The following is a 25,100-nucleotide window of genomic DNA, read 5'->3' as shown; positions in this document are numbered from 1 at the left end:
CGGGTGGCAGTGAACCAAGAACTCGTCGGCCGGGAGTTCCCGCCGACCGCCCCCTACCTCGTCGGGCGGGAGAAGGTGCGCGAGTTCGCGCGCGCCGTCTTCGCCGACGCCCCCCAGCACACCGACGTCGAGGCCGCCCGTACAGCCGGCTTCGCCGACGTCGTCGCGCCGCCGACCTTCGCGATGGTCCTGCAGGACCTCACGCTCCAGCAGCTGCTGGCCGAGCCGGACTCCGGCATCGTGCTGGCGCGCACGATCCACGCGGAGCAGCGATTCCGCTACACCAGGCCGATCGTCGCGGGAGACGAGCTGACGGCGCAGCTGCGTGTCACCGGCATCCGCATGATGGGCGGGAACGCCATGATCACGAGCGAGGCCGAGATCACCGACGAAGCGGGCGCGCACGTGGTGACCGCCACCAGCGTCCTGCTCGTCGGCGCCGAGGAGGAGACCGCATGAGCGCGTTCACCGTGGGAGACGTGCTCGCCGAGCGCACCGTGCACCTGACGAGGGAGTCGCTCGTCCGCTACGCCGGAGCCTCCGGCGACTTCAACCCGATCCACTACCGCGACGACGTCGCCGCCGCGGTGGGCCTTCCCGGCGTGTTCGCGCACGGCATGCTGACCATGGGCATCGCCTCGTCGGTGGTCGTGGCCGCGCTCGACCCGCAGACCCGGATCCTCGATTACGGCGTGCGCTTCACGAAGCCGGTGGTGGTCGACCCCGAGACCGGCGCCGATGTGCACGTCGTCGCGACGGTCGGCGCCGTGGACGAGGAGTCCGCGCGCATCGACCTCAAGGTCACGACCGGCGACACCACCGTGCTCGTCAAGGCGCAGCTGCGCGTCGCCGTCCGATGAGCGAGGTCGAGCCGATCCGCCTGGCCGAGCTCACCACGCTCCGCACCGGCGCTGCGCCTGCGCACATGCGCGAGGCGACGACGACGGCGGAGCTCGTCTCGGTCCTCCGCGAGACCTGGGCGGAGGGCGACCCCTGGCTGGTGCTCGGAGGGGGCTCGAACCTCTTCGTCGGCGACGAGCCGTTCGAGGGCACCGTCATCCGCATCCGGACCCGGGGCGTCGAGGAGCTTCCGTCGCCGCATCCCGGTCGCGTCCGTCTGCGTGTGCAGGCCGGACACAGCTGGGACGACCTGGTGTCGTACGCGGTCGAGCGCGGGTACGCCGGGCTGGAGGCGATGAGCGGCATCCCCGGCACGGTCGGCGCGTCACCCGTGCAGAACATCGGCGCCTACGGCCAGGAGATCCAGGAGACCCTCGTCGAGGTCGAGCTGATCGATGAGGGCTCCGACGAGATCTCCACCGTGCCGGCGACGGAGCTCGGGCTCGGATTCCGCACCTCGGTGCTCAAGCATCACCACGGCAGCGAGCCGCAGCGTCGTGCCGTGATCCTGTCCGTCACGGTCGATCTGCTGGTCGCCCGCGAGCGCGTGGTGCGCGGGGAGCAGCTGCGTCGCGCCCTCGGCCTGACCGACGACACCCCGGTGCCGCTGACCTGGGTGCGCGAGCGCATCCTCGCCACCCGCGCATCGAAGGGCATGCTGCTCGATGCGGACGACCCGGACACGCATGGCGTCGGCTCCTTCTTCCAGAACGCGATCGTCACGGCCGCTCAGGCCCGGTCCCTCCCGCCGGAGTGCCCGCGGTGGCCGGTGGCCCCCGACCTCGACGCGGTCACCGTCATCCCCCTCGCCTCGTACGACGGGCACGTGCCGCCGACGAAGACCGAGGCCCCCGACGTGAAGGTGAGCGCCGCGTGGCTCATCGAGCAGGCGGGCATCCGCAAGGGGTTCAAGCTGCCCCGCTCGCGGGCGTCCGTCTCGACCAAGCACGCCCTGGCGCTCACCAACCGGGGTGGTGCCACGGCGGCCGAGGTCGCCGAGCTCGCCCGTTTCATCCAGAACCGCGTGCACGCCGAGTTCGGCCTCGTGCTGCAGCCGGAGCCCGTGCTGGTGGGCGTCGACCTGTGACGAAGGTCGAGCGGGTGTCGCGGACGCAGGCGGTCGTGGACGGACTGCTCGACGCCATCATCGCGGGCCGGCTCGAGGCCGGGCAGCCGCTGCCTCCCGAGGGGGAGCTGGCGGAGCAGTTCGGGGTCTCCCGTCTCACGATGCGCGAGGGTGTCCGTCTCCTGCAGGCGCAGGGCGTGATCGTCGCCGTTCCGGGCACCCGGCACCGCATCGCGCCGACCGACGAGTGGACGGGCCTCGACGCGGTCGTCCGGCACGCCCAGAGCGCGGGCGCTCGTGAGCGCTCGTCGCTGGAGATGCTCGAGATGCGCATGATGTTCGAGACCGGAGCAGCGGAGTTCGCGGCGGGTCGGCGCACCGAGGAGCACCTCGCCGAGATGGCCGCACTCCTCGAGGAGATGCAGGCGGCCCACGAGCGGGCCGACGTGGATGCGTTCGTCGCGGCGGACCTCGCCTTCCACGACGTGATCATCCGCGCGGCGGAGAACCGCATCCTCGTCGCCTCGATGCGTCCGCTCACGACGATGCTCCAGGCGACCCGCAGTGAGACGAGCGCCATCCCGGAGATCCGCGAGCACGCGCTGGCCGAGCATGCGGCGGTGCTGGAGGCGATGCGGACCGGCTCCGGCGCGGCCGCTCGTCAGGCCATGCGCAGTCACATGCGCCAGACCCGCGACGACCTGCTGCACTTCGTCCACGGTCGCTGATCCGCGCGCTCCCCGTCGGTTTGGAGCCGCGATGATCGTGAGGTACGCTCGTCGTTATCTGATATCGGATAACGATGCAGATCCCCCTGGTCCGTGGCCCCCACCACGGACCATCTCCCGGAACGAAGGAGTTCGTGTGCACATCGACGCCCTGCTGGCCCCCGTGCCCGCACCTGTCGCCGTCACGGCCGCCGACGTCCGTGCAGAGGTCGATCCCACAGATGTGCTGGTCGTCCTGGACGACGACCCCACCGGCACGCAGTCGGTCGCGAACCTCCCCGTCCTCACCCGGTGGGAGCGTGCCGACCTGGACGAGGCGCTCGCCACCGGCGCCGCCGCGGTATACGTGCTCACGAACACCCGGTCGCTCGACGAAGACGCCGCGGCCATCCGCAACCGCGAGATCGTCGACGTGGCTCTCGCCGCCGCCGAGGCCCAGGGGCGGCGCGTCACGTTCGTCTCGCGCGGCGACTCGACGCTGCGCGGGCACTTCCCGCTCGAGACCGACGTCCTCTCCGCGGAGATCGGCTCCCGCACCGGTCGCGCCCCCGCGCTGACCCTGCTCGTCCCCGCCTTCCCCGACGCCGGCCGGATCACGGTCGACTCCGTGCACTACTGGGTGACCGACGGCGAGGCGACCCCGGTGGGCGAGACCCCCTTCGCGGCCGACGCGACCTTCGGCTACGCGTCCTCAGACCTGCGCGAATGGGTCGCCGAGAAGACGGGCGGCCGCATCCCGGCGTCCGCGGTCGCGGGCCTCGACATCCGCACCATCCGCGCGGGCGTGGACGCCGTGGCCGGCTTCCTCGCAACCCTGACCGACGGCGCGGTCGTCGCGGTCGACGTGGTCGAGGAATCCGATATGCGCGTCGTCGCTCTGGCGCTGCACCGCCTGCGGGACCGCGACGTGCTCCTCCGGGTCGGCCCGCCCTACGTGCGCGCGCACATCGGGCAGGAGATCGCCGATCCGGTACGCGCGGAGGACATCCCCTTCGCGCACGACCGCGGCGGCCTCGTGGTCGTCGGCAGCCACGTGCCGCTCACCACCGCCCAGCTCGAGGCCCTCACGGCGGCTCGACCGAACACCCGCACGATCGAGCTCGACGTGCGCGCCCTCATCGGCCCCGAGCGCGAGACCCACCTCGAGACGCAGGCGCACGCGGTCGCCGACGCCCTCGCCACGGGTACCGTGATCGTGCACACCACCCGCGAACTCGTCACCGGCGCCGACGGCGACGAGAGCCTCGCGATCGCCCGCCGCATCTCCAGCGGAGTGGTCGACCTCGTGCGTCGAGTGCTCGCCATCGCGCCGCCCCGCTTCGTCATCGCGAAGGGCGGCATCACGTCGAGCGACGTCGCCAGTGAAGCGCTCGAGATCCGCCGGGCCACCGTGCTCGGCCCCATGCTGCCCGGCCTCGTGTCGCTGTGGCAGCCGGAGACCGGCCCCGCGGTCGGCATCCCGTACGTCGTGTTCGCCGGCAACGTCGGCGACGCGGACTCCCTCGTCACCGTCGTCGCCACTCTCGCAGGCGACGATGGACACAACCCGGAAGGACACTCATGACATCCACCGTCGCTGTCATCGGACTCGGCGCCATGGGGCTGCCGATGGCCACCCGCCTCGCCGAGCGCTTCGACGTGCGCGGCTTCGACATCGCCGCCGAACGCATCGCTCTCGCGGCGGAGGCGGGCGTGACGCCGGCATCGTCCGCAGCCGACGCCGTGGACGGTGCCGACGCGGTGCTCGTCGCCGTCCGGACCGGCGCGCAGCTCGAGGCGCTGCTCTTCGGTGAGGACGGGCTCGCCCCGCACCTCGCCGAGGGTGCGGTCGTGATCCTCACCAGCACGGTGGGGACGGACGGCATCGACGCGATCGCCACCCAGCTCGCCGCGCACGGTGCGCAGCTCGTGGACGGCCCGCTCTCCGGCGGTCCGGTCCGGGCGGGGGAGGGCGACCTCCTCATCGTCGTCGGCGCCACCCCGAGCGCTCTGGAGACGGCGCGCCCAGTGCTCGACCAGCTCGCCTCCACGCTGTCCATCGTCGGCGACAAGCCCGGCGACGGCCAGGCGCTGAAGACCGTCAACCAGCTCCTCTGCGGCGTGCACATCGCCGCGGCCGCGGAAGCGCTCGCCCTCGCGGACGCCCTCGGGCTGGACCGCGCCCGCACACTCGACGCGCTGACCGCCGGGGCTGCCAACTCCTTCATGCTCGGCAACCGCGGCCCGCGCGCCCTGCAGGCGTACGACGAGGACGGCGCGGAGGTGCTCAGCCGCCTCGACATCTTCGTCAAGGACCTCGGCATCGTCGGCGACGCCGCGCGCCGTGCGCACCTGTCCACGCCGGTCGCCGCCGCGGCCGAGCAGCTGTTCCTCCTCGGCGAAGCGCAGGGCCTCGGCGCCCTGGACGACTCCGCCGTCATCCGCGTCGTCGCACCCGAACGACTGTCCTGAGCGCGACGTCGCGCCCTCACTGAAAGAAGAGATCCAGAGATGCTTCCTCTTCCGATCCTCATCCTGATCGGCCTGGCGGGCCTCGGCCTGCTGCTCCTGCTCATCATCCGGTTCAAGATGCAGGCGTTCTACGCCCTCATCCTCGTATCGATCATCGTCGGCATCGCGGCAGGCCTGCCGCTGACCACGATCCCCGCCGACGGCGACACCCCCGAGCAGCTCGGCGTCATCCAGGCGATCATCGCCGGTGTCGGCGGCACCCTCGGCTCGGTCGCGGTACTCGTCGCCCTCGGGTCGATGCTCGGCAAGATCATCGAGCTGTCCGGCGGTGCCGAGTCGCTCGCGGGGCGCTTCACCGGCTGGCTGGGCCCGAAGCGCGTCGGCATCGCGCTCGTCATCGCCGCCGGCATCCTGGCGATCCCGGTGTTCTTCGACGCCGGCTTCATCATCCTCATCCCCATCGTGTTCGCCTTCTCGAAGGTGGCCGGTCTCAACCCGATCAAGTTCGGTCTCCCGGTCGCCGGCATCATGCTCGCCGTGCACGTCGCGGTGCCCCCGCACCCGGGCATCGTCGGCGGGTCCGCGATCCTCGGCGCCGACATCGGCTGGGTGACGATCTTCGCGCTCGCGATCTCCGTGCCGCTCGCGGTCCTGTCCTACCTCGTGGCGAAGTGGATCAACACCCGTGAGTTCGCGATGCTCGCCGCCACCAAGGAGATGTACGACAACTTCGGCACGGAGAAGTCGACGCTCACCGGCGGACTCGGCGAGGGCGAGAAGGCGCCGGGCGCCGGCACGGTCCTCGGCCTCATCCTCCTGCCGCTCGTGCTCATCATGCTCGGCACCGCCGTGGCGCCGCTGTTCGAGGCGGGCACGTTCTGGAACGGATTCCTCAGCATGGTCGGCCAGCCGATCTTCGCGCTCATGGTCGCGATCGCCGCCGCGATGTACCTGCTCGGCGTGCGCCGCGGCTGGTCGGCTGCGCACCTCGGCGAGGTCATGGAGTCGGCGCTGCCGGCCGCTGCGGTCATCATCCTCGTCACCGGTGCCGGTGGCGCCTTCGGCCGCGTCCTCACCGAGACCGGGATCGGCAGCGCGGTCGCCGAGGTGCTCGCCTCCAGCGGGATGCCGCTGCTGCTCGCGGCCTTCCTCATCTCGCTCATCATGCGTGCGGCTCAGGGGTCGGCCACCGTCGCGATCGCGACGACCGCGGGCCTCCTCCTGCCCTCGGTCTCCGCGATGGGACTCGACACCGTGCACACCGCACTGCTCGCGGTCGCCATCGGCTACGGTGGCCTCGGCCTCAGCCACGTGAACGACTCCGGCTTCTGGGTGGTCACGCGGTACCTCGGTCTCTCGGTCAAGGACGGCCTGCGCACGTGGACGCCTCTGACGACGGTGCTCGGGGTCTCCGGATTCGTGCTGACCTGGGTGCTGTACGCGGTGATCCCGGTCTCCTGACCGCGCTCGCACGAACGGCCGCCACCTCCGGGTGGCGGCCGTCCGTCGTTCTCGGCAGGTGGTGACCGGAGCCGCCGCGGACTACGCTCGCGGGATGAGCGGACTGATCCCGTACCTGCTGTTCCCCGGCAACGCCGCCGAAGCACTCGGCCATTACCGCGATGTGTTCGGCGGTGAGCTCCAGTTGATGGACTACGCGAGCGCCGGCCGTCACGACGGCCCGGGCGACGCGGTCGCACACGGGCAGCTCGGCGGTCCGGTCGAACTCGCCGGAGCGGACGCGGGAGCCGATGACGACGCCGTCCAGATGAGCGGGATGTTCCTCTCGCTCCTCGGCACAGCCGATCCCGGAACGCTGACCCGCTGGTATGACGAGCTTTCCGGCGGCGGCCGCGTCATCGATCCGCTGCAGCAGCGCCCGTGGGGAGATGTCGACGGTACGCTCGTCGACCGCTACGGCATCCGCTGGCTGATCGGCTTCCACCCCGAAGACTGACCCGAGACCCCGGGGTCACGCCGAGACCCCCTCCTACCTGCGCAGGTACGAGGGGGTCTCGGCGGTAAAGCGGGGTCTCGGGGTCAGGAGGAAGAGGAGGAGAACAGGCGCTGGAGGCGCTGCACGCCCTCGAGGAGCTGGTCGTCGCCGAGCGCGTACGACATGCGGATGTAGCCGGACGGACCGAACGCCTCTCCGGGGACGACGGCGACCTCGGCCTGGTCGAGGATGAGGTCGGCGAGCTCGAGGGACGTCGTCGGGGTCACGCCGCCCCAGGTGCGACCAAGCAGGCCCTGCACATCGGGGTAGACGTAGAACGCGCCGAGCGGGTTCGGCACCACCAGTCCGTCGATCTTCGACAGCTCCGACACGATGAGCTGACGGCGGCGGTCGAAGGCCTCGCGCATCTTCTCGGCCTCGTCCTGCGGACCGTTGAGCGCCGCGATCGCCGCCTTCTGTGCGACGTTGTTGACGTTGCTCGTGAGGTGCGACTGCAGGTTGCCGGCGATCTTGATGGCGTCGGCCGGGCCCACCATCCAGCCCACGCGCCAGCCGGTCATGGCATAGGTCTTGGCCACGCCGTTGACGAGGATCGTCTGGTTCGCGGCCTCCGGCACGGCATCCACGATCGAGGTCGCCGTCACCGCGGTCCCTGAGCCCGTCGAAGGGTAGGTGAGGTTCTGGTAGATCTCGTCGCTGATGATCCAGATGCCGTGCTCCACGGCCCACTCGCCGATGGCCTTCGTCTCCTCGGCCGTGTACACGGAACCGGTGGGGTTCGACGGCGACACGAAGACGAGGACGGTGGTGCGGTCGGTCCGGGCGGCCTCGAGCTGCTCGACGGTGACCTTGTACTCCTGGTCGGCGCCCGCGAAGACCTCGACCGGGGTGCCGTCGGCGAGACGGATCGCCTCCGGGTAGGTCGTCCAGTACGGGGCCGGGAGCAGCACCTCGTCGCCCGGGTTCACGACCGCCTGGAACGCCTGGTACACCGACTGCTTGCCGCCGTTGGTGACGATGACCTGACCGGGGGAGACCTCGAGTCCGGAGTCGCGGAGCGTCTTTGCGGCGATCGCCTCGCGCAGCGCCGGGAGGCCGGGAGCAGGGGTGTAGCGATAGCTCGCCGGGTCGGCCAGTGCCTCAGCCGCCGCGTCCACGATGAACTGGGGGGTGGCGAAGTCGGGCTCGCCCGCGGCATACGAGATGACGGGCTTGCCCTCGGCCTTGAGGGCCTTGGCCTTGGCGTCGACCTTGAGGGTCGCGGACTCGGCGATGGCGGACAGCTTGCGGGAGAGAGGAGCGCGTTCGGTCACGGTTACGAGCGTACTCGGGTCGATGCGGCGCGTGAGGTGTGGGATGCCGCCAAGATCCGAGGTTCTTTCGGGTTCGACAGGTCAGTCGGTGGAGAGGCCGTGGGCCTGCGCGACGGCGTCCAGCGTGATGCGCCCGCCCTGCACGTTGAGCCCCTTCGCGAGGGCAGCGTCGTCGGAGGCCGCCCGCTCCCAGCCCTTGGCGGCGATGGCCGAGACGTAGGGGAGAGTGGCGTTCGTCAGCGCCCTGGTCGCGGTCGTCGGCACGGCTCCCGGCATGTTCGCGACGCAGTAGTAGATCGAGTCGTGCACCGCGAAGGTCGGGTCGTCGTGCGTGGTCGGACGGGAGCCCTCGAAGCAGCCGCCCTGGTCGATCGCGATGTCGACGAGCACGGACCCCGGCTTCATGGCGGCGACCATGTCGTCGGTCACCAGCTTGGGGGCCGCGGCGCCGGGGATGAGGACCGAGCCGATGACGAGATCCGCCGACGTCAGCTCCTTGGCGATGTCGTAGCGGCTCGATGCCCGGGTCTCCAGAGCGCCGCCGTAGCGGTGTTCGAGCTCGCGCAGCCGGGGGAGCGCCACGTCGACGACGGTGACCTTCGATCCGAGTCCGAGCGCGTTCGCGGCCGCGTGCTCTCCGGCGACGCCACCGCCGATGACCACGGTCTTGGCCCGGGGAGTGCCGGCGATGCCGCCCAGCAGCATGCCGCGGCCGCCCTGCGAGCGCAGCAGCGAGTGGGAGCCCATGATGACGGACAGGCGACCGGCGATCTCGCTCATCGGCACGAGCAGGGGCAGCGTACGGTCGGGCAGCTGCACGGTCTCGTAGGCGACGGCCGTCGTCCCTGCTGCGACGAGGGCCTCGGTCAGCGGACGGTCCGCCGCGAGGTGGAGGTAGGTGAAGAGCGTGAGGTCGGGTCGGAGGAAGCCGTATTCCTCGGCGACGGGTTCCTTGACCTTGATGAGCAGGTCGGCCTCTCCCCAGGCGTCGGCGGCGGTGTCCACGATCTCCGCACCAGCCGCGCGGTACGCGTCGTCGTCGATGCTCGATCCGATGCCGGCACCCGACTGCACGAGCACGCGGTGTCCCTCCCGCACGAGCCGATCGGCGCCGGCCGGGGTGAGGGCGACGCGGTTCTCGTTGTTCTTGACTTCGGTCGGGACGCCGATCTTCATCGATCCTCCAGGTGTCGGGGCGCAGGGTGCAGACAAGGATCGCAGAAACGTCGCGAGATGGACAGAATCAGTGAAGAGTCTTCGGCGACGGGTCGAATCCTGAATAATGCTTCGTATGACCACCGCCTCCGCGTCGTCCGAGCCGAACAGCGTTCGGGCGCCCGCCCTCGACCCCATCGACGCGCGGATCGTGCAGCTCCTCACCGCCGACGGGAGGATGACGAACGCGGAGCTCGCCGGGCGACTGGGAGTCGCGCCGTCGACGGCGCACGCACGGCTGCGCGGGCTGATCGAGCGCGGGGTCATCACCGGCTTCCATGCGAGCGTCGACGAACGCGAGCTCGGCGCCGGACTCCAGGCGATCATCGGCGTCAGCCTGCGTCCGGCCGCCCGACGGGAGAGCATCGTCGAGTTCGCCGATCGGGTGCGCGCGCTGCCGCAGGTGATCCAGGTGTTCTTCCTCGGCGGTGACGACGACTTCCTCCTGCACATCGCCGTCGCCGACTCCTCGGAGATGCGCGAGTTCGTGCTCGAGCACCTGTCCGCGCAGAGCAGCGTGGCGTCGACCCGCACGAGCATCGTGTTCGACTACCACCGCAACTCGGTCGCCGCGTCGTTCCACTGAGTCGGCGGGCGTGACTCAGGTCTCGAACGAGGAGGGGACTGCGCAGTAGTCGGCGAAACGCCGGGTGGGATGGGCCGGATCGGTCACGTCGACCAGGGCGTTCGCCGCGGTGTGCGGGGGCTCGTCTCCCGCGAGCTGCCAGAGGACGTAGTTCCACATCCCGCGCGTACTCGGAGCCACGATCGGGCCCGGGCCGGACACGAGGAGCACAGCTCCGCTGTCCGTGGCCCGGAAGGGGCCCACCACGTCGGCGCGGAGGGCGGCTTCGTCCCCGTCAACGGTGTGCGCACGCTCGACGGTCTGGCCCGCCGTGGTCAAGGCTGTCGCGAGGTCGTCCGCGGCTGCGCGGGAGCGCTCGGCATCCGCGCCGGCGACCGCGAGCAGTCGTCGTCCGCGCGGATAGAGGTGCAGGAACTCCTCGGCGATGCTGCTCCATACGTCGCTCATGGCTCCAGGCTACGCCCGGCAGGGAGGGAGCGGGCCGGGCACGACGCGGGGATGCCGCAGACCCCACGGCCTGCGGCATCCTCGCGTCGTCAGTCCTCGTCGACCAGGAACCGGCTGTAGGCGCCCAGGGTGAGGAAGGTGGGGAACTCCTCGCGGAGCGCGACCTCGCGGAAGATCTCGGCGGCGTCGTCGAAGCGGTCACCCTCGCGCCTGTCGACCTCGCTGAGCACGTCCGCGATCAGCCCCTCGACGTACTCGACCGTGATGGCCGTGCCGTCCTGCGTGGTGCGGTCCTGATGGATCCACTGCCACACCTGCGAGCGGCTGATCTCCGCGGTCGCGGCGTCCTCCATGAGGTTGTCGATGGCCACGGCGCCGAGTCCGCGCAGCCACGCCTCCAGGTAGCGGATGGCGACGGACACGTTGTCCCGCACGCCCTGCGCGGTGATCGGACGACCGATGTGCAGGTCGAGCAGGTCGCGCGCCTCCACGTGCACGTCGTCGCGCTGACGGTCGACCTGGTTCGGGCGGTCGCCGAGCACGGCGTCGAACTCGGCCTGCGCCGTCGGGATCAGGTCGGGGTGGGCGACCCAGGTGCCGTCGAAGCCGTCGCCGGCCTCGCGCTTCTTGTCAGCCGACACCTTCTCGACCGCGCGCGCCGTCACCTCGGGGTCGCGGCGGTTCGGGATGAACGCGCTCATGCCGCCGATCGCGAAGGCTCCGCGCTTGTGGCAGGTCTGCACGAGGAGCTCGGTGTACGCCCGCATGAAGGGCACCGTCATCGTGACCTCGCTGCGGTCGGGGAGCACGAAGCGGGCGCCGCGGCCGCGGTAGTTCTTGATGATGGAGAAGATGTAATCCCAGCGTCCGGCGTTGAGGCCCGCGCAGTGGTCGCGCAGCTCGTACAGGATCTCATCCATCTCGAACGCGGCCGGCAGGGTCTCGATCAGCACGGTCGCGCGGATGGTGCCGTGCGGGATGCCGATGTACTCCTCGCTGAAGGAGAAGACGTCGTCCCACAGCTTCGCCTCTTCGCTGGACTCGAGCTTGGCGATGTAGAAGTACGGTCCGCGGCCGGCCTCGATCAGCGCCTGCGCGTTGTGCAGGAAGTAGAGACCGAAGTCGACCAGGGAGCCGGATGCCGACGTGGGCCGGCCGGCGCGGTCGATGAAGGTGAGGTGCTTCTCCGGCAGATGCCAGCCACGGGGGCGCATCACGATCGTGGGGGTGCGCTCGGCGGTGACCCGGTACTCCTTGCCCTCGGGGGAGGTGAAGGAGAGCTCGTCGCGGATCGCGTCGCGGAGGGACAGCTGCCCCTCGATGACGTTCTTCCAGGTGGGGCTCGTGGCGTCCTCCTGATCGGCGAGCCACACCCGCGCCCCGGAGTTCAGGGCGTTGACGGTCATCTTCGGATCGGTGGGCCCGGTGATCTCGACGCGGCGGTCCTCGAGCCCCGGTCCGGCGCCGGCGACCCGCCAGGTGGTGTCCTGGCGGATGTGCGCGGTGTCCTCTCGGAACTGCGGGTCGTGTCCGTTGCCGATCTCGAAGCGGCGACGCATCCGGTCGGCCAGCCGGTCGTGGCGGCGGGAGGCGAACCGGTGGTGGAGTTCGGTGAGGAAGGCGATCGCCTCCGGGGTCAGGATCTCGTCGTAGCGGTCGCGCATGGGCCCGGCGATCTCGATCGCGGGGCCCTGTCGGGTCGTCTGCATCGGTGCGGTGGTCATGATGGTGTCCTTTGCCTTATGCCGAGCCCCCGGGTTGTCGTCGAGACCCCGGGCTCCCGGCGTGTGCGGGGCGGGGTCTCGACGAGAACCTGGGGTCTCGGGGGAAGTGGGGGGAGAAAACGGGGGTCAGTGGAACTGGGCGGTCTCGGTGGAGCCGGCGAGGGCGAGGGTGGCGCTGTCGGGGTTGAGCGCGGTGGAGATGACGTCGAAGTAGCCGGTGCCCGCCTCGCGCTGGTGCTTGGTGGCGGTGTACCCGTCGGCTTCGGCGGCGAACTCGGCCTCCTGCAGCTCGACGTAGGCGCTCATGGCGCGCTCGGCGTAACCGCGGGCGAGGTCGAACATGGAGTGGTTCAGGGCGTGGAACCCGGCCAGGGTGATGAACTGGAACTTGTAGCCCAGGTCTGCCAGATCCTGCTGGAACGTCGCGATCTCGGCGTCCGACAGGTGGCGCTTCCAGTTGAAGCTCGGGGAGCAGTTGTAGGCCAGGAGCTTACCGGGGAACCGCGCGTGGATGGCCGCGGCGAACTCCCGCGCCAGCTCGATGTCCGGCTGCCCGGTCTCGACCCAGAGCAGGTCGGCGTACGGGGCGAAGGCGAGGCCGCGGCTGATGACCGACTCGATGCCGGGGCGGATCCGGTAGAAGCCCTCGGACGTGCGCTCGCCGGTGGTGAACTCCCGGTCGCGTTCGTCGACGTCGCTCGTGAGCAGATCGGCGGCGAGGGCGTCGGTGCGGGCGATGATGACGGTCGGAACACCGGCGACGTCCGCCGCGAGACGGGCCGCGTTGAGAGTGCGGATGTGCTGCTGCGTGGGCACGAGCACCTTGCCGCCGAGGTGGCCGCACTTCTTCTCGCTCGCGAGCTGGTCCTCCCAGTGGATGCCGGCGGCACCGGACTGGATGAGCGACTGCGCGAGTTCGTACGCGTTCAGCGGTCCGCCGAAGCCGGCCTCGGCGTCGGCGACGATCGGCGCGAGCCAGTCCTGCGTGATCTCACCCTCGGCGTGCTCGAGCTGGTCCTGCCGGAGCAGGGCGTTGTTGATGCGACGCACGACCGCCGGGACCGAGTTCGCCGGATAGAGCGACTGGTCGGGGTAGGTCTGTCCGGCGAGGTTGCCGTCGGCGGCGACCTGCCATCCGGAGAGGTAGATGGCCTTCAGGCCGGCGCGCACCTGCTGCACGGCTTGGCCGCCGGTGTAGGCGCCGAGCGCCCGGATGTAGTCCTCCGTGTGCAGGAGGTTCCAGAGGTTCTCCGCACCGCGGTGGGCGAGGGTGGCGTCCTCGCGGACCGAGCCGCGGATGCGGACGACGTCTTCGGCGGAGTACGTGCGCTCGACACCGTCCCAGCGCGGGTCGGTGTCCCAGATCTCCTGGAGCTCCGCCGCCGTCTGGACCTGATCGCCGGCGCGCAGGCCGGCGGGGCGCGGGGTGGGGGTCGCTGCGGTGTTCGTCATGGTGTCTCCTCGGATGGGAATCGGCGTCGGTGCCGATGGCGTGCCTCCACTCTGTGTGAAGTTCTGCGCATCTCCGGTGCCGAATCGAGGAGAAGTTTGCGTGAATTTCTGTTTTCGTGACAGACTCGGCCCGCACGCACCGCTCACGCGGCCTCGCGGGATCAGGAAAGACCCCGACCCGGCCTCGCGAGGAGCGTTCCCGATCCCGCACCGACGCGGACGGCGGTGGGCTGAGAGGAGCCGACATGGACGACACCACGGAAGAGACCGACGCCCTCACTGTCGGGCGGCGCATCCGCCAGCTGCGCACCGCGCGGGGCCTGACGCTTGAAGAGCTCGCGGCCGCGGTCGAGCGGGCGCCGAGCCAGATGTCGATGATCGAGACGGGCAAGCGCGAGCCCAAGCTCACGCAGCTCCAGGCGATCGCCCGCGCGCTCGGGGTGACCATCGATGCGCTGCTCACGGGGGAGCCGCTCGACGAGCGCAGCGCGATCGAGATCGCCCTGGAGCGCGCGATGAAGGGGCAGACGTTCCAGGCGCTGGGCATCGCGCCGTTCCGCATCGCCAAGAGTGTGCCGACGGAGGCGCTGAAGGCCCTGCTGGCGCTGCAGGGGGAGATCGACCGACTCAAGGACGAGCGCGCCGCGACCCCGGAGGAGGCCCGGCGCGCCAACGTCGAACTGCGGCATCTGATGCGCCGGCAGGACAACCACTTCGCCGAGCTGGAGGCGAAGGCGGCCGAGATCCTCGCGGCCGTCGGCCATCCCGGGGGACCGCTGACCCAGCGCACCGCCTCCGAGATCGCGGCCCATCTCGGCTTCTCCCTCCACTACGCTCCCGACCTGCCGCAGACGACCCGCAGCGTCGCCGACCTCGCCAACGGCCGGCTGTACCTGTCGAGCAGCGTCCCGGCGAAGGGAGACGCACGCACCGCGGTGCTGCAGGCGCTGTCGAGCCGCATCCTGGGGCACTCCGAGCCGCGCAGCTACGCCGAGTTCCTCCGGCAGCGGGTGGAGACGAACTACCTCACCGGTGCCCTGCTCATCCCGGAGGCGCACGTCGTCCCCGCGTTGCAGGACGCCAAGCAGCGGAGGGCGATCTCCATCGAAGACCTCCGTGACGCATACTCGGTGTCGTATGAGACGGCGGCGCACCGGTTCACGAACCTCGCGACGCGGCACCTCGACATCCCCGTGCACTTCCTCAAGGTGCATGAGTCGGGCACCATCACCAAGGCGTACGAGAACGACGACGTGAACTTCCCGACCGACCGGCTCGGCGCCATCGAGGGGCAGATGTGCTGCCGCCGGTGGACCTCCCGGGTGGTGTTCGACGAGGACGACCGCTTCAACCCCTACTACCAGTACACCGACACCGGGAACGGCACCTACTGGTGCACCGCCCGTGTGGAGGCATCGAGCGAGGGTCTGCACTCGGTGAGCGTCGGGGTGCGGTTCGATGACACGAAGTGGTTCGTCGGCAGGGACACCCCGCACCGCGGTGTGTCGAAGCACTCGGGCGAGGTGTGCTGCCGTCGGGCTCCCGCCGAGCTGGAGGAGCGGTGGCGCGAGAACTCCTGGCCCAACGTGAAGACCCCGCGCACGCTGCTGGCGACGCTGCCCACCGGTGCCTTCCCCGGCGTGGACACCACCGATGTGTACGAGTTCCTGGAGTCCCACGCGCCCCGGTGATCCCGCTCGGTACGCTCGGTCGATGAGCAGTGCCGTCTTCCCCGGCCCCTTCGGCCCGATGCCCGAGGCGGGTGCCGCCGCGATCCTGTGGATGCCATCGCCGGCGGAGGCCCCGCGGCCGGTCCGCTTCGTCGACGGTTTCGAGCCGTTCGCCGACTTCCTGCGGGGCCTCGGGATCGACCCCGCGCTGCTGGCCGACGACCTCGCGGCGACGTGGGATGTGGTGGCAGCGCGTCCGGAGATCCTCGACCGCCCGGACCTCGCGGCGGCCGCCGCGCGCTTCGTCGGCAACGTCATCGCGGTCGTGCACCCGGCCGCGACCTGGCGGATGACGAGCGAGCCGGAGATCGGGACGAACACCCTCTCCATCCCGGTCGCGGGTCTCGTGCAGGGGATGGTGCAGCAGCCCGACCAGCGGGATGCGTTCCTGCAGATGCTCGCGTCGTGGGAGCAGGACGACATCGATGACGAGGAGATGAGAGCGCTGTCCGCGGAGGATTCCGCTCCCGCGGTCGTCGTCGTCTCGGCGCGCGCGTATGTCCGGCCCGCTCTCCCGCCCCTGACCTTCCACGACGACCGCGGCGAGGTCATCCGTTACGGACGCCGCTGGCCCGATGGCATCGCGCCGGAGGAGTCGTACTCTCGGGAGAGCCACCCGGAGCGCTTCGCACCGCTGCTTCTCGTGGTCGACGCGCTCGTCGAGCACCTCTCCCGCGAGTACGAGGTCGAGGCGCGGCGAGAGTCGGGGGAGGACGGGACGGAGCGCGTCGTGCTCGAACCGGCGCGCGGTGCGCGAGTCGTCATCACGCCGACCGTTCCCTCCGTCAGCGTCGAGGCGGGCGCCCACTTCCACGCGATCGTGCCGTCGTGCATCTGCGATGCCTGCGACGAGACCGCCGAGACGGCGGCGGACGAGCTGGAGCGGATCCTGCTGTCGGTCGCCGCCGGTGGCTTCCGGGAGAAGTATCCCGTCGGCCGCCGCGCGTGGCTGTACACCGAGATCCGGTCGCCGGACGGCGACCGGCGGGAGAGCAGCTCAGGCCCCGCTCCGGAGATGCCCGCGGAGGCGCGAGAGCGCACGGGCGCCCTGCTGCGCGGGCTCGACGACGGCTGGTGGCCCGCCTGGCCGCTCCGCTCGACCCCGGTCTGAATCCGCCCGTCCCGTCCCGTCCTGGACACTGTTCCTTCTCGTTCTCTCCCCGGGCCACGGATGCACGACCGTGTTGCGCGCGCACGAGCCGAGGCCCGGGGGAGTCGTGCATCCGTCACCGGATCGTGCGGATGGAGTTAGTTTGATCTTGCTTAGTCAAGATTGACTATGTTACTTTCATCGAGCCATCAATGACGAACGGCCGAGAAGGGACCCTCATGGCTACTTCCTCTGCGGAAACCCGATTCCGCACCACTGCCACCCTGACGTGCGTTCTCGCCGCCACGCTGACGCTCGGAGCATGCTCCTCGCCGGCGCCCGGCGGCGATACCGCCCCCACGAGCGCGGGCGGCAGCGACGCCTGCCAGCGCAACCAGGATGCCGGCACCATCACCTACATCTCCGGCTACGGCTACTCCGCCAGCGCCGGGCAGCTCGACGTGTTCCTGGCGAAGGAGCTGGGCTACTTCGACGACCTCTGCCTCGACGTGGAGATCAACGCGTCCGGTGCGAACGGGCAGCAGCTCGTCGCCTCCGGGCAGGCGCAGTTCACCGCTCTCGGCTCCGCCTCCGATGTGATGCTCGCCGCGGCGAACAGCAAGAACCTCACCGCGGTAGCGACCTACGGCACGACCCCGCCGTTCTCGATCTTCGGCAACGAGAAGCTCACCGATCTCACCGACCTCGAAGGCGGCTCGCTGGGGTACTTCATCAACCTCACGCCCATCGCCTCGGCCATGCTCGATGAGGCCGGGGTCGACGTCTCGAAGGTCGAGATGGTGAAGATGACCAACTACGACCCGACCGTCGTGGTGCGCGAGCAGGTCGACGCGATCGTCGGCTACGCCTCCAACCAGCCGCAGACCCTCACGGCACAGGACCTCCCGTTCAGCGAGTTCCTGCCCTCCGACCTCGGCGTCGAGGGCACGTACAACGTCATGGAGGTGAACTCGCGCTTCCTCGACGAGCACCGTGAGGTCGCCGCCGACTTCATGCGCGCGAGCCTCAAGGCCCTGCAGTTCTGCCTCGACGAGGCGGACGAATGCATCGACATGCTGGCGGCCCTCGCGGAGGAGAACGGCCAGGGTGCGGCGTTCCCGCGCGATCAGCTCGCCCGTACGTGGGAGGTCGAGTCGGCCTGGGTGCGCGAGAGCGCGGGCGGCAACCCCGGCGTGCAGACCGAGGACATGTGGCAGCCCGAGTACGAGATCGTGCAGGAGTACGGCGACGTCAAGGACCTCCCCGCCATCGCCGACATGATGGACCCGGATCTCGTGGCCGACCTGTACGACGGCGACACCCTCGTCTGGGCGGAGAAGTGATGACCGCGGCACACGGCGCGGGCGTCGAGGTCAGGAACGTCTCGAAGTCCTTCGGCGTCGACGGAGCCCAGGTGACGGTGCTCGACGATGTGAGCCTCACGATCGGCATGGGCGAGTTCGTGTCGGTCATCGGTCCCAGCGGATGCGGCAAGTCCACGCTGCTCAAGGTGGTCGCCGGACTCCTCGACGCCGACTCCGGCACCGTCACGATCGACGGCGAGAGCGTCACGGCGGCCTCCCGCGACAAGAAGATCGGTCTCGTCCCGCAGTCCCCGGCGCTCCTGCCGTGGAAGACGGTGCGCGAGAACGTCGAGCTCCCCGTGCGGATCAACCGCGGGGCCAACGGCGACCGCGCCCTCCGCGACCCCGCCGAGCTGCTGTCGACGTTCGGCCTCGGGCATGCGCTGAAGAAGTACCCGGGGCAGCTCTCCGGCGGTATGCAGCAGCGCGCCGCGATCGCCAGGGCCTTCGTGTTCGACCCGGCGATCATGCTGATGGACGAGCCGTTCTCGGCCCTCGACGAGATGAACCGCGACCTGCAGCGCATCGCCCTGCTGGACTTCTGGCAGTCGAACCGCAAGGCCGTGATGTTCGTGACGCACTCGGTGCCGGAGGCGATCATGCTCTCCGACCGGATCGTGGTGATGGCGGCCCACCCCGGCCGCATCGCCGAGGTGATCGATGTGAACCTTCCGCGGCCCCGGACCGAGGAGGCGTATGCGACGGACGAGTTCCGCGACCTGGAGGCAGTCGTGCGCGGTGCGCTGCGCGCGCAGACGGAGAAGGCCCATGTCTGAGCTGACGATGAGAGACACCACCGCCACCCTCGCCACGGCGCGGCTGAAGGCGCAGCCCCGCCGCGGCATCCCCGGCTGGCTCCGCTGGGGCTCGTGGGGACCGACCCTGATCACGTTCGTGATCGCGGCTCTGCTCTGGCAGATCGTGGCGTGGACCAACCCGTACGTCCTGCCGACGCTGGAGGCCATCGGCGCCAGCCTCGTCGAGGACGCGGGCATGTACTGGTCGAACTTCCTCGTGACGCTGCTGGAGGTCGTCGTCGGGGCCTCCGCCGGCATACTGGCGGGCTTCCTGCTGGCCGTCGTGATGGCCGAGTTCCAGATCATCGAGCGGGCCGTCATGCCGCTGGTCATCATCGTGATGGTGACGCCGATCGTCGCGATCGCCCCGGCGCTGGTCGTCGCCTTCGGGTTCGGCATGGTGCCGAAGTTCATCGTCACCGGCCTCGTGGTGTTCTTCCCGATGCTCGTGAACTCGCTCGCCGGCCTCCGCGACGTGGACCAGAAGGCGCTCGACGTGTTCACGACGCTGCACGCCTCGCGGTGGGAGATCTTCCGCGAGCTGCGGTTCCCCGGCAGCATGCCGTACGTGTTCGCCGGTCTGCGGATCGCACTGCCCCTCGCCGTCGTCGGCGCCGCCGTGGCCGAGTTCGTCGCGGCCGGTCAGCAGGCCGGTCTCGGCTCCCTCGTCACCACCTCGGCGGCACAGGCGAACCTGCCCGTGACCTGGGCGAGCATCGCTCTGCTCTGCCTGCTCGGGGTGCTCCTCATCGTGCTCCTCGCGGTCGTGCGCCGGCGCGTCCTGTGGTGGAGCGACGGCGAGGTCACCGCGAAGGGCTGACCGCACGACCCCCGGTCCCGGGGGCGCGACCCCGCGCCCCCGGGTTCCCCCGGCGTGCCCGGAAACTCCGAACGACTCCATCCCCCACTCCCAGGAAGGCATCCGCCATGACCGCTCAGCACCCCGTGAAGACCCTGCGGCTCGGACTCTTCGAGAACGCCCAGGCGAACGACTCCGGCACCGCGACCTGGCGCCACCCCGACAATCGGCGCTACCTCTTCGACAAGCTCGACTACTGGCGCGACACCGCGCGCCTGGTCGAGAACGCGGGCTTCGACTTCCTCTTCCTCGCCGACGCGTGGGGCTGGGCCGACGTCGCCGGTGAGCGGCCGGAGATCTGCTCCGTCGAGGGCCTGGATCTGCCGCGGCTCGACCCGGCGATCATCCTCGCCGCCCTCATCCCGGAGACCACCCGCCTGGGCCTGGTCGCCACCGGATCGACCCTGCTCGAGCCGCCGTACTCCTTCGCCCGACGCCTGGCCACTCTCGACATCCTGTCCGGGGGCCGGATCGGCTGGAACGTCGTCACCACCGGCACGGCCGACACCGCGGTGCAGGGCTTCGGCGTGCCGATGGTGGGACACGACGAGCGCTATCTGATGGCGGACGACTTCATGCAGGTCGTCTACAAGCTGTGGGAGGAGGCCTGGGAGGAAGGGGCGCTGGAGCGCGACAAGTCCGGTCGCTTCGCCGACCCGGCCAAGGTCCACCGCATCGCGCACGACGGGCCCTACTTCCGCTCGCACGGCTACGGCAACACGCAGCGCTCGCCGCAGGGCACGCCGGTGCTGTTCCAGGCCGGGGCGTCGCCCGCCGGTCGCGAGTTCGGCGGCAAGCACGGCGAGGCGATCTTCGTCGGGAGCGGCTCGGTCGAGCAGCTCCGCACGCATTCCTCGGCGATCCGCGAGGAGGCGGTGAAGAACGGCCGTGCGGCGCACGAGGTGAAGATCATGTCGGCGTTCGCCGCGGTCGTCGGCAGCACCGAGGAGGAGGCCCGCCGCACCTACGCGGAGGTCGCCGATGCGCAGAATCCCGAGGTCACCGTCGCCTCCTACGCCTGGTTCACCGGTCTCGACCTGTCGTCGTACGACCCGCGCACGCCGATGTCCGAGCTCCGCACCGAACTCTCGCAGACGCAGGTCGCGCGCTTCGCCGACAAGACGGTGGGCGATGTCCTGGGCGACTGGCACGCGCACGGCGTGGGCGCCCGCCCGATCGTGGGCACGCCGGAGCAGGTGGCGGACCGGATGATGGAGCTCGCCGACGGCGCCGACCTCGACGGCTTCCTCTTCGCTCCGGTGATCCCGCCGGCCTCGACCGCCGACTTCATCGAGCACGTCTTGCCGATCCTCAAGGAGCGCGGGGCGATCGCCGACCCCGCAGCCGAGCCGGAGTCGCTGCGGGAACGGCTGATGGGCACCCCGACGCCCGCGCTCGCCGACTCCCACATCGGGTCGTCGTTCCGGCGGACGATGGCCCGTGTCTGACAGCCTCGCCGGCGTCGCCGTCGTGGGGAGCGCGAACCTCGACCTCGTGGTCGAGGTGTCGCGTCCTCCCCGCGTCGGTGAGACGCTGCTCGGCCGGGCCGGAGGCCGCTTCCCCGGTGGCAAGGGTCTGAACCAGGCTGTCGCCGCGGCCCGCGCGGGAGCCGTGACCACGTTCTGCGGCGTCGTCGGAGCGGACGAGGCCGGCGCCGTTCTGGAGGCGGCGCTGACGGAGGCGGGAGTGGACGCCGCGCTCCGCCGCTCCGCGTCCGCGCCGACCGGGGTCGCGCACGTGCTGGCCTTCGACGACGGCGACAACAGCATCCTCGTGGCGGCGGGGGCGAACGGCGAGCTCACTCCGGAAGACGCCGTGGCCGGGACCGTCGGGGCTGCCGTGATGCTCACTCAGCTCGAGGTGCCCTTCGCCGCGGTCGCCGCCGCCCTGGCCGCCGCACATGCCTCCGGGACCCTCACGATCCTCAACGCCGCCCCCGCGCACCCCGCCGCCGTCGACCTGCTGCCGGAGGTGGACGTGCTGGTCGTGAACGAGACGGAGTGCGCGGAACTCGGCGGCGTCGAGCGGCTCCTCGGCGCCGGCGCCGGGGCGGTCGTGCTCACGGAGGGGGCCGCCGGTGTGACGCTGCATCGGCCAGGGCGCCCCGGCGTGCACGTGCCGGCCTTCCGCATCGACGCCGTCGACACGACGGGAGCCGGGGATGCCTTCTGCGGCGCCCTCGCTGCGGGGCTCGCCCAGGGTCACGACATCGAGCACGCTCTCGTCCGTGCCTGTGCCGCGGGGGCGATCGTCGCCCGTCACCGTGGGGCGACCACTCCGGCGCTGTCCGTCACCGCTCTGGAGGCTCTGGTAGCGCGGCGCTGAGTCCGCGCTGGGCGCGGCGGTATCAGCGCGTAGGGGTGGTCTCCGCCGTCTCGCCGGCGAATGTGTATGCTCCGGCACGCAGCCGCTCCAGCAGCGTCAGGAGCCACTCCTTCTCGGCGGTGAGTCGGGCGGTGGAGAGGTCGAAGATCTCGCGCACGTACTCCGGGGTCGTCTCCGAGCGCAGGGTGTCCTGCACGTCGAAGCCGTTCTGCGTGATGATCGCGTCGCTCTTGATGAGCCGGTGCTCGAGGCCCGCGATGACCTCCTGCCGGCTGAGGACGAACATGAACGAGGCCACGGTCATGATCGCCTGGGTGTCGAAGGCCGCGACGTTCCAGAGGTTCTCGCGCAGCATGCGCTGCAGCTCCACCTCGCCGGCCGGGGTGATGCGGTAGGTGGTGCGCGCGGGGCGCTTGCCCTCCGTCTCGGTGCCGCTCTCCGCCACGTAGCCGTCGACTTCGAGCGCGCGGAGGGCGTTGTAGATCGAACCGGGCTGGATGTGCGCCCACTCGTCGACGTGCCAGGTCATGAGCTCGCGGCGTAGGAAGTAGCCGTGCACCGGTTGGAACTGCTTGACGGCACCGAGGACGACGAGGCGGGTGGTCGACATGCGCTTCATGCTAACGGCTCGGTGCGGTGGAACCTGTTGTTTGCATGGTCAAAAATGCATATAATTCAGACTAGTCAAAGTTGACTATCGAAAGGACTTCGTGATGACCACTGCCGTGACCGACGCCCTGCCGCGGGACCGCGCTCTCCGTCGCGCCTTCTCCGTCTACCCGACCGGTGTGGTCGCGCTGGCCGCGCACGTCGAGGACCGCGCCGTCGGTATGGCGGTCAACTCCTTCACCTCGATCTCGCTGGAGCCCGCCCTCGTCGCCGTCAGCGCCGCGCGCACCTCGAAGACGTGGCCCGTGCTGCGCGCCGTCCCCGAACTGGGGATGAGTGTCCTCGCGGCGCACCATGAGCCGCTCAGCCGCTCGCTGTCCGCGCGCGAAGGCGACCGGTTCGGCGGCCATGCGTGGCATCGCTCGGAGGGTGGGGCCGTGCTGATCGACGACGCCGCGCTCTGGCTCACGTGCCGGCTGCACAGCACGTTCGACGGTGGTGACCACGAGATCGCGCTCTACGAGATCCAGGATGTGACGCTCTTCGACGGCGTCGAGCCGCTCGTGTTCCACCAGAGCCGTTACCGTGCCATCTCGCCCGCCGGAGACGTGTGAGCGGACCGGCGCCCCGGGTGCTCTCCGGCCTGGTCGTCCCCGGCGACGGTCGCGGTCGGCTGCTCGGCTTCCCGACCGCGAATCTCGCCCTGTCCGAGCGGTCGCTGCCCGACGATGGGATCTATGCGGCGTGGGCGCTGTTGCCCGGCGACGACCGGCGGTGGGAGGCGACGGCGAGCATCGGCGTCAATCCGACGTTCTGCGGCGACCGGGCGCGGCGTCTCGAGGTGCACCTCCACGACATCGACCGCGACCTCTACGGGCAGCTGCTGTCGGTCGAGCTCGTCGCGCTGCTCCGGCCGACGCTCCGTTTCGATGGGGTCGCGGAGCTCGTCGCCCGGACCGCCGCGGATGTCGCGGCCTCGCGGCGGCTTCTCGCCGCGGAGCGGCGCACGTTCGCGAGGCGCTGACTACGCCGCGTTCCAGCGGAGTCGCGGCAGCGTGGGGAATTCGGTGAGGATCGCCGCCGCGTCGGTCACGGGGAAGAGCGTGACCGGGAGCGGGGGGAGCCCCGGCGATGGTGCGACCGCGTAGGCCAGGGCCGCCGGCCCCTCCGACGCGCTCAGAAAGACCCGACTCTCGCGGCCGGCGACGGCGACCGTGGATCCGTGCAGGCCTGCGGACAGGGCGGCGGCCGCGGCGGTCGCTCGGGCCAGGAGCGTCGGACCGGGGAGCCAGGGGAGGAAGGCGTCCTCGGGGAGTCCGCAGGCGACAGCCAGCGCCGGGGTCAGCCAGCGGTCGCTCTTGAGGCCGTAGGGGGTGGGCTCCCGCGAGAGCAGGTAGCCGTAGCAGTGCAGGAGCCCGGCGTTACCGACCGGCCAGGTCGCCGGCAGGCCCGCGCGCCGGTGGAGTTCGTCGAACAGGGCGGGCGCGATGACGCCCGCGCCGGTGTTCTCGTCGACGGCGGTCGACCGGCCCCACGCGGCGAAGCGCCTCGCATCGCGATCAGCCCGGAGTGAGGCATCGAGCCAGGGCAACGCGTCGATCGCGCTCTGCGCGGCGGCCGGGGTGCTGGTCGCGGCGCGGTCGGCGGCGTGCATGAGGGAAGCGAGTTCGGACACGGCGTTCACCATACGGGAACGACGTGGACGGAGTGTTCACGCGGCGTTCATGCGCTGTGGGCGTTCCGTCCATGTCGTTTGCCCATGCTGGACGGAGCGTCCGCACGGAAGGAACCCCGTGACCACCATCCTCCTCTTCGACTTCGACGGCACGATCGCGCTCGGCGACGGCCCTGTCCTCGCCTACGCCCGACATGTGGCCACCGCGCTGGGCGCGTCGGAGCGGTTCGTCGACGACGTCCGCGTCGCGCTCGCCGTCGCGGGCCCCGACGCCGTCGACGGGTACGACGTCGTCCGCCGCGCGGCGGACAGCTTCGGCGCCGACGGTGCCGTGCTCAGCGCGGCCTACCTGGCGAGCCGCGCCCAGCTCGCCACGGCTGCGGCTCCGGTCACGGTCCCGAGCGGCCTGGTCGAGTTCCTTCGGACCGCCGGCCCCGTAGCGGAGCGCGTGCTGGTGACCAACGCCCCCGCCCTGCGTCTTCCGGAGGCTCTGGAGCACCTCGGGCTCGCGGGACTGTTCGACCGCATCGTGACCGATGCCCGCAAGCCCGCCGGGATGGAGAAGGTCCTCGATGCGCTGCCGCCCGATGCCCGCATCCTGAGCATCGGCGACATGTGGCGAAACGATCTCGCTCCCGCACACGCCCGCGGCCACGCCACCGCGCTGATCGGGGGCTTCGCCGACCCGGCAGCGACCCCGACCTTCCGCGCGGCCGACTTCGCCACTCTCGCACCGCAGCTCGAGGCTTGGCTGCGGGCCACCGACTCCTCCGTTCCGTCCACTTCACACACCCTCACCACCGAAGGATGAT

Annotated in this window: 26 protein-coding genes; 19 read left to right on the top strand and 7 right to left on the bottom strand. The window is 70.7% G+C overall.

The window, feature by feature from the left end; all coding sequences use genetic code 11:
- Window positions 1-3: 3 nt before the first annotated feature.
- From AB0N68_RS02065 to AB0N68_RS02030, 8 genes are all read left to right on the top strand, one after another.
- Window positions 4-459: an FAS1-like dehydratase domain-containing protein gene (locus tag AB0N68_RS02065; RefSeq protein WP_259954427.1), complete on the top strand. Its 456-nt coding sequence runs from the start codon at window positions 4-6 to the stop codon at window positions 457-459.
- Entirely contained in the window at window positions 456-860 is a 405-nt protein-coding gene (locus AB0N68_RS02060) for a MaoC/PaaZ C-terminal domain-containing protein (RefSeq protein ID WP_292797507.1), read from the top strand. The genes AB0N68_RS02065 and AB0N68_RS02060 overlap by 4 nt, the downstream gene beginning before the upstream one ends.
- Entirely contained in the window at window positions 857-1,987 is a 1,131-nt protein-coding gene (locus AB0N68_RS02055; RefSeq protein WP_187662229.1) for a UDP-N-acetylmuramate dehydrogenase, read from the top strand. Before AB0N68_RS02060 ends, AB0N68_RS02055 begins: the two co-directional genes overlap by 4 nt.
- On the top strand, window positions 1,984-2,694 hold the full coding sequence (locus tag AB0N68_RS02050) for a FadR/GntR family transcriptional regulator (protein WP_187662228.1): 711 nt from the start codon (window positions 1,984-1,986) through the stop codon (window positions 2,692-2,694). The genes AB0N68_RS02055 and AB0N68_RS02050 overlap by 4 nt, the downstream gene beginning before the upstream one ends.
- A gap of 136 nt (window positions 2,695-2,830) precedes the next feature.
- A complete protein-coding gene (locus tag AB0N68_RS02045; RefSeq protein ID WP_292797512.1) occupies window positions 2,831-4,258 on the top strand; it encodes a four-carbon acid sugar kinase family protein in 1,428 nt (475 codons plus the stop codon).
- Window positions 4,255-5,145 carry an NAD(P)-dependent oxidoreductase gene (locus AB0N68_RS02040; RefSeq protein ID WP_363332027.1) on the top strand — a complete coding sequence of 297 codons (891 nt, stop codon included), beginning with the start codon at window positions 4,255-4,257 and terminating at the stop codon, window positions 5,143-5,145. Before AB0N68_RS02045 ends, AB0N68_RS02040 begins: the two co-directional genes overlap by 4 nt.
- Before the next feature lie 39 nt (window positions 5,146-5,184).
- A complete protein-coding gene (locus tag AB0N68_RS02035; RefSeq protein WP_187662225.1) occupies window positions 5,185-6,606 on the top strand; it encodes a GntP family transporter in 1,422 nt (473 codons plus the stop codon).
- A 94-nt stretch (window positions 6,607-6,700) separates the two neighbouring features.
- A complete protein-coding gene (locus tag AB0N68_RS02030) occupies window positions 6,701-7,102 on the top strand; it encodes a VOC family protein (RefSeq protein WP_187662224.1) in 402 nt (133 codons plus the stop codon).
- 83 nt (window positions 7,103-7,185) lie between these two features.
- Here AB0N68_RS02030 and AB0N68_RS02025 read toward each other — a convergent pair whose 3' ends face one another.
- Complete coding sequence (locus AB0N68_RS02025) at window positions 7,186-8,415, bottom strand: pyridoxal phosphate-dependent aminotransferase (protein WP_187662223.1); 1,230 nt, start codon at window positions 8,413-8,415, stop codon at window positions 7,186-7,188.
- Between the two features lie 81 nt (window positions 8,416-8,496).
- Window positions 8,497-9,591, bottom strand: a complete 1,095-nt coding sequence (gene ald, locus AB0N68_RS02020; protein ID WP_292797517.1) for an alanine dehydrogenase — start codon at window positions 9,589-9,591, stop codon at window positions 8,497-8,499.
- A 106-nt stretch (window positions 9,592-9,697) separates the two neighbouring features.
- Between ald and AB0N68_RS02015 the strand changes: the two genes are divergently transcribed.
- Window positions 9,698-10,216 (top strand): Lrp/AsnC family transcriptional regulator, encoded by a 519-nt coding sequence (locus AB0N68_RS02015; RefSeq protein WP_187662221.1) that lies wholly within the window; start codon window positions 9,698-9,700, stop codon window positions 10,214-10,216.
- A gap of 15 nt (window positions 10,217-10,231) precedes the next feature.
- Here AB0N68_RS02015 and AB0N68_RS02010 read toward each other — a convergent pair whose 3' ends face one another.
- From AB0N68_RS02010 to aceA, 3 genes are all read right to left on the bottom strand, one after another.
- Window positions 10,232-10,663, bottom strand: coding sequence for a hypothetical protein (locus AB0N68_RS02010; RefSeq protein WP_259954419.1), 432 nt, complete (start codon window positions 10,661-10,663; stop codon window positions 10,232-10,234).
- An 89-nt stretch (window positions 10,664-10,752) separates the two neighbouring features.
- Window positions 10,753-12,387, bottom strand: a complete 1,635-nt coding sequence (gene aceB / locus AB0N68_RS02005; protein WP_280564643.1) for a malate synthase A — start codon at window positions 12,385-12,387, stop codon at window positions 10,753-10,755.
- A gap of 126 nt (window positions 12,388-12,513) precedes the next feature.
- Window positions 12,514-13,839 carry an isocitrate lyase gene (gene aceA, locus AB0N68_RS02000; protein ID WP_292797522.1) on the bottom strand — a complete coding sequence of 442 codons (1,326 nt, stop codon included), beginning with the start codon at window positions 13,837-13,839 and terminating at the stop codon, window positions 12,514-12,516.
- Window positions 13,840-14,084: 245 nt separating this feature from the next.
- Here aceA and AB0N68_RS01995 point away from each other — a divergent pair, with 245 nt between their 5' ends.
- The 7 genes from AB0N68_RS01995 (at window position 14,085) to AB0N68_RS01965 (ending at window position 22,004) form a co-directional block, all read left to right on the top strand.
- Window positions 14,085-15,530, top strand: coding sequence for a helix-turn-helix transcriptional regulator (locus AB0N68_RS01995; protein ID WP_292797524.1), 1,446 nt, complete (start codon window positions 14,085-14,087; stop codon window positions 15,528-15,530).
- 22 nt (window positions 15,531-15,552) lie between these two features.
- Window positions 15,553-16,680, top strand: a complete 1,128-nt coding sequence (locus AB0N68_RS01990; protein ID WP_292797527.1) for a DUF6226 family protein — start codon at window positions 15,553-15,555, stop codon at window positions 16,678-16,680.
- A 218-nt stretch (window positions 16,681-16,898) separates the two neighbouring features.
- Window positions 16,899-18,002, top strand: coding sequence for an ABC transporter substrate-binding protein (locus tag AB0N68_RS01985; protein WP_292797530.1), 1,104 nt, complete (start codon window positions 16,899-16,901; stop codon window positions 18,000-18,002).
- Window positions 18,002-18,799: an ABC transporter ATP-binding protein gene (locus tag AB0N68_RS01980; protein WP_187662214.1), complete on the top strand. Its 798-nt coding sequence runs from the start codon at window positions 18,002-18,004 to the stop codon at window positions 18,797-18,799. The genes AB0N68_RS01985 and AB0N68_RS01980 overlap by 1 nt, the downstream gene beginning before the upstream one ends.
- Window positions 18,792-19,640 (top strand): ABC transporter permease, encoded by an 849-nt coding sequence (locus AB0N68_RS01975; protein WP_280564651.1) that lies wholly within the window; start codon window positions 18,792-18,794, stop codon window positions 19,638-19,640. The genes AB0N68_RS01980 and AB0N68_RS01975 overlap by 8 nt, the downstream gene beginning before the upstream one ends.
- 107 nt (window positions 19,641-19,747) lie before the next feature.
- Window positions 19,748-21,127, top strand: a complete 1,380-nt coding sequence (locus AB0N68_RS01970; RefSeq protein WP_280564653.1) for an NtaA/DmoA family FMN-dependent monooxygenase — start codon at window positions 19,748-19,750, stop codon at window positions 21,125-21,127.
- The gene (locus AB0N68_RS01965; protein ID WP_187662211.1) at window positions 21,120-22,004 is read left to right on the top strand and encodes a ribokinase; all 885 of its coding nucleotides are present in this window, start codon (window positions 21,120-21,122) and stop codon (window positions 22,002-22,004) included. The genes AB0N68_RS01970 and AB0N68_RS01965 overlap by 8 nt, the downstream gene beginning before the upstream one ends.
- A gap of 22 nt (window positions 22,005-22,026) precedes the next feature.
- Here AB0N68_RS01965 and AB0N68_RS01960 read toward each other — a convergent pair whose 3' ends face one another.
- Window positions 22,027-22,614: a PadR family transcriptional regulator gene (locus tag AB0N68_RS01960; protein WP_187662210.1), complete on the bottom strand. Its 588-nt coding sequence runs from the start codon at window positions 22,612-22,614 to the stop codon at window positions 22,027-22,029.
- Window positions 22,615-22,717: 103 nt separating this feature from the next.
- On the opposite strand from AB0N68_RS01960, the gene AB0N68_RS01955 reads away from it, so the two are divergent.
- The gene (locus AB0N68_RS01955) at window positions 22,718-23,227 is read left to right on the top strand and encodes a flavin reductase family protein (protein WP_187662209.1); all 510 of its coding nucleotides are present in this window, start codon (window positions 22,718-22,720) and stop codon (window positions 23,225-23,227) included.
- Complete coding sequence (locus AB0N68_RS01950) at window positions 23,224-23,637, top strand: riboflavin kinase (protein ID WP_280564656.1); 414 nt, start codon at window positions 23,224-23,226, stop codon at window positions 23,635-23,637. Before AB0N68_RS01955 ends, AB0N68_RS01950 begins: the two co-directional genes overlap by 4 nt.
- Here the strand turns inward: AB0N68_RS01950 and AB0N68_RS01945 are convergent, their stop codons facing one another.
- Window positions 23,638-24,288: an amino acid deaminase gene (locus AB0N68_RS01945; RefSeq protein WP_292797539.1), complete on the bottom strand. Its 651-nt coding sequence runs from the start codon at window positions 24,286-24,288 to the stop codon at window positions 23,638-23,640.
- A 118-nt stretch (window positions 24,289-24,406) separates the two neighbouring features.
- On the opposite strand from AB0N68_RS01945, the gene AB0N68_RS01940 reads away from it, so the two are divergent.
- The gene (locus AB0N68_RS01940; protein ID WP_187662206.1) at window positions 24,407-25,099 is read left to right on the top strand and encodes an HAD family hydrolase; all 693 of its coding nucleotides are present in this window, start codon (window positions 24,407-24,409) and stop codon (window positions 25,097-25,099) included.
- Window position 25,100 lies beyond the last annotated feature (1 nt).

This window comes from Microbacterium meiriae (genome assembly GCF_040685015.1).
Classification (GTDB): domain Bacteria; phylum Actinomycetota; class Actinomycetes; order Actinomycetales; family Microbacteriaceae; genus Microbacterium; species Microbacterium meiriae.
The sequence above is the reverse complement of the archived record's forward strand: the minus strand, read 5'-3'. Positions and strand labels throughout refer to the sequence as shown.

Bases quoted from the DNA above. Each gene is read 5' to 3' on its own strand.
- AB0N68_RS01960 (WP_187662210.1), bottom strand. From the start codon at position 22,614: ATGTCGACCACCCGCCTCGTCGTCCTCGGTGCCGTCAAGCAGTTCCAA.
- AB0N68_RS01955 (WP_187662209.1), top strand. From the start codon at position 22,718: ATGACCACTGCCGTGACCGACGCCCTGCCGCGGGACCGCGCTCTCCGT.
- AB0N68_RS01995 (WP_292797524.1), top strand. From the start codon at position 14,085: ATGGACGACACCACGGAAGAGACCGACGCCCTCACTGTCGGGCGGCGC.
- AB0N68_RS02055 (WP_187662229.1), top strand. From the start codon at position 857: ATGAGCGAGGTCGAGCCGATCCGCCTGGCCGAGCTCACCACGCTCCGC.
- AB0N68_RS01980 (WP_187662214.1), top strand. From the start codon at position 18,002: ATGACCGCGGCACACGGCGCGGGCGTCGAGGTCAGGAACGTCTCGAAG.
- AB0N68_RS01990 (WP_292797527.1), top strand. From the start codon at position 15,553: ATGAGCAGTGCCGTCTTCCCCGGCCCCTTCGGCCCGATGCCCGAGGCG.
- AB0N68_RS02060 (WP_292797507.1), top strand. From the start codon at position 456: ATGAGCGCGTTCACCGTGGGAGACGTGCTCGCCGAGCGCACCGTGCAC.
- ald (WP_292797517.1), bottom strand. From the start codon at position 9,591: ATGAAGATCGGCGTCCCGACCGAAGTCAAGAACAACGAGAACCGCGTC.
- AB0N68_RS02015 (WP_187662221.1), top strand. From the start codon at position 9,698: ATGCTTCGTATGACCACCGCCTCCGCGTCGTCCGAGCCGAACAGCGTT.
- AB0N68_RS02040 (WP_363332027.1), top strand. From the start codon at position 4,255: ATGACATCCACCGTCGCTGTCATCGGACTCGGCGCCATGGGGCTGCCG.
- aceB (WP_280564643.1), bottom strand. From the start codon at position 12,387: ATGACCACCGCACCGATGCAGACGACCCGACAGGGCCCCGCGATCGAG.
- AB0N68_RS01975 (WP_280564651.1), top strand. From the start codon at position 18,792: ATGTCTGAGCTGACGATGAGAGACACCACCGCCACCCTCGCCACGGCG.
- AB0N68_RS02030 (WP_187662224.1), top strand. From the start codon at position 6,701: ATGAGCGGACTGATCCCGTACCTGCTGTTCCCCGGCAACGCCGCCGAA.
- AB0N68_RS01970 (WP_280564653.1), top strand. From the start codon at position 19,748: ATGACCGCTCAGCACCCCGTGAAGACCCTGCGGCTCGGACTCTTCGAG.
- aceA (WP_292797522.1), bottom strand. From the start codon at position 13,839: ATGACGAACACCGCAGCGACCCCCACCCCGCGCCCCGCCGGCCTGCGC.
- AB0N68_RS02035 (WP_187662225.1), top strand. From the start codon at position 5,185: ATGCTTCCTCTTCCGATCCTCATCCTGATCGGCCTGGCGGGCCTCGGC.
- AB0N68_RS02010 (WP_259954419.1), bottom strand. From the start codon at position 10,663: ATGAGCGACGTATGGAGCAGCATCGCCGAGGAGTTCCTGCACCTCTAT.
- AB0N68_RS01985 (WP_292797530.1), top strand. From the start codon at position 16,899: ATGGCTACTTCCTCTGCGGAAACCCGATTCCGCACCACTGCCACCCTG.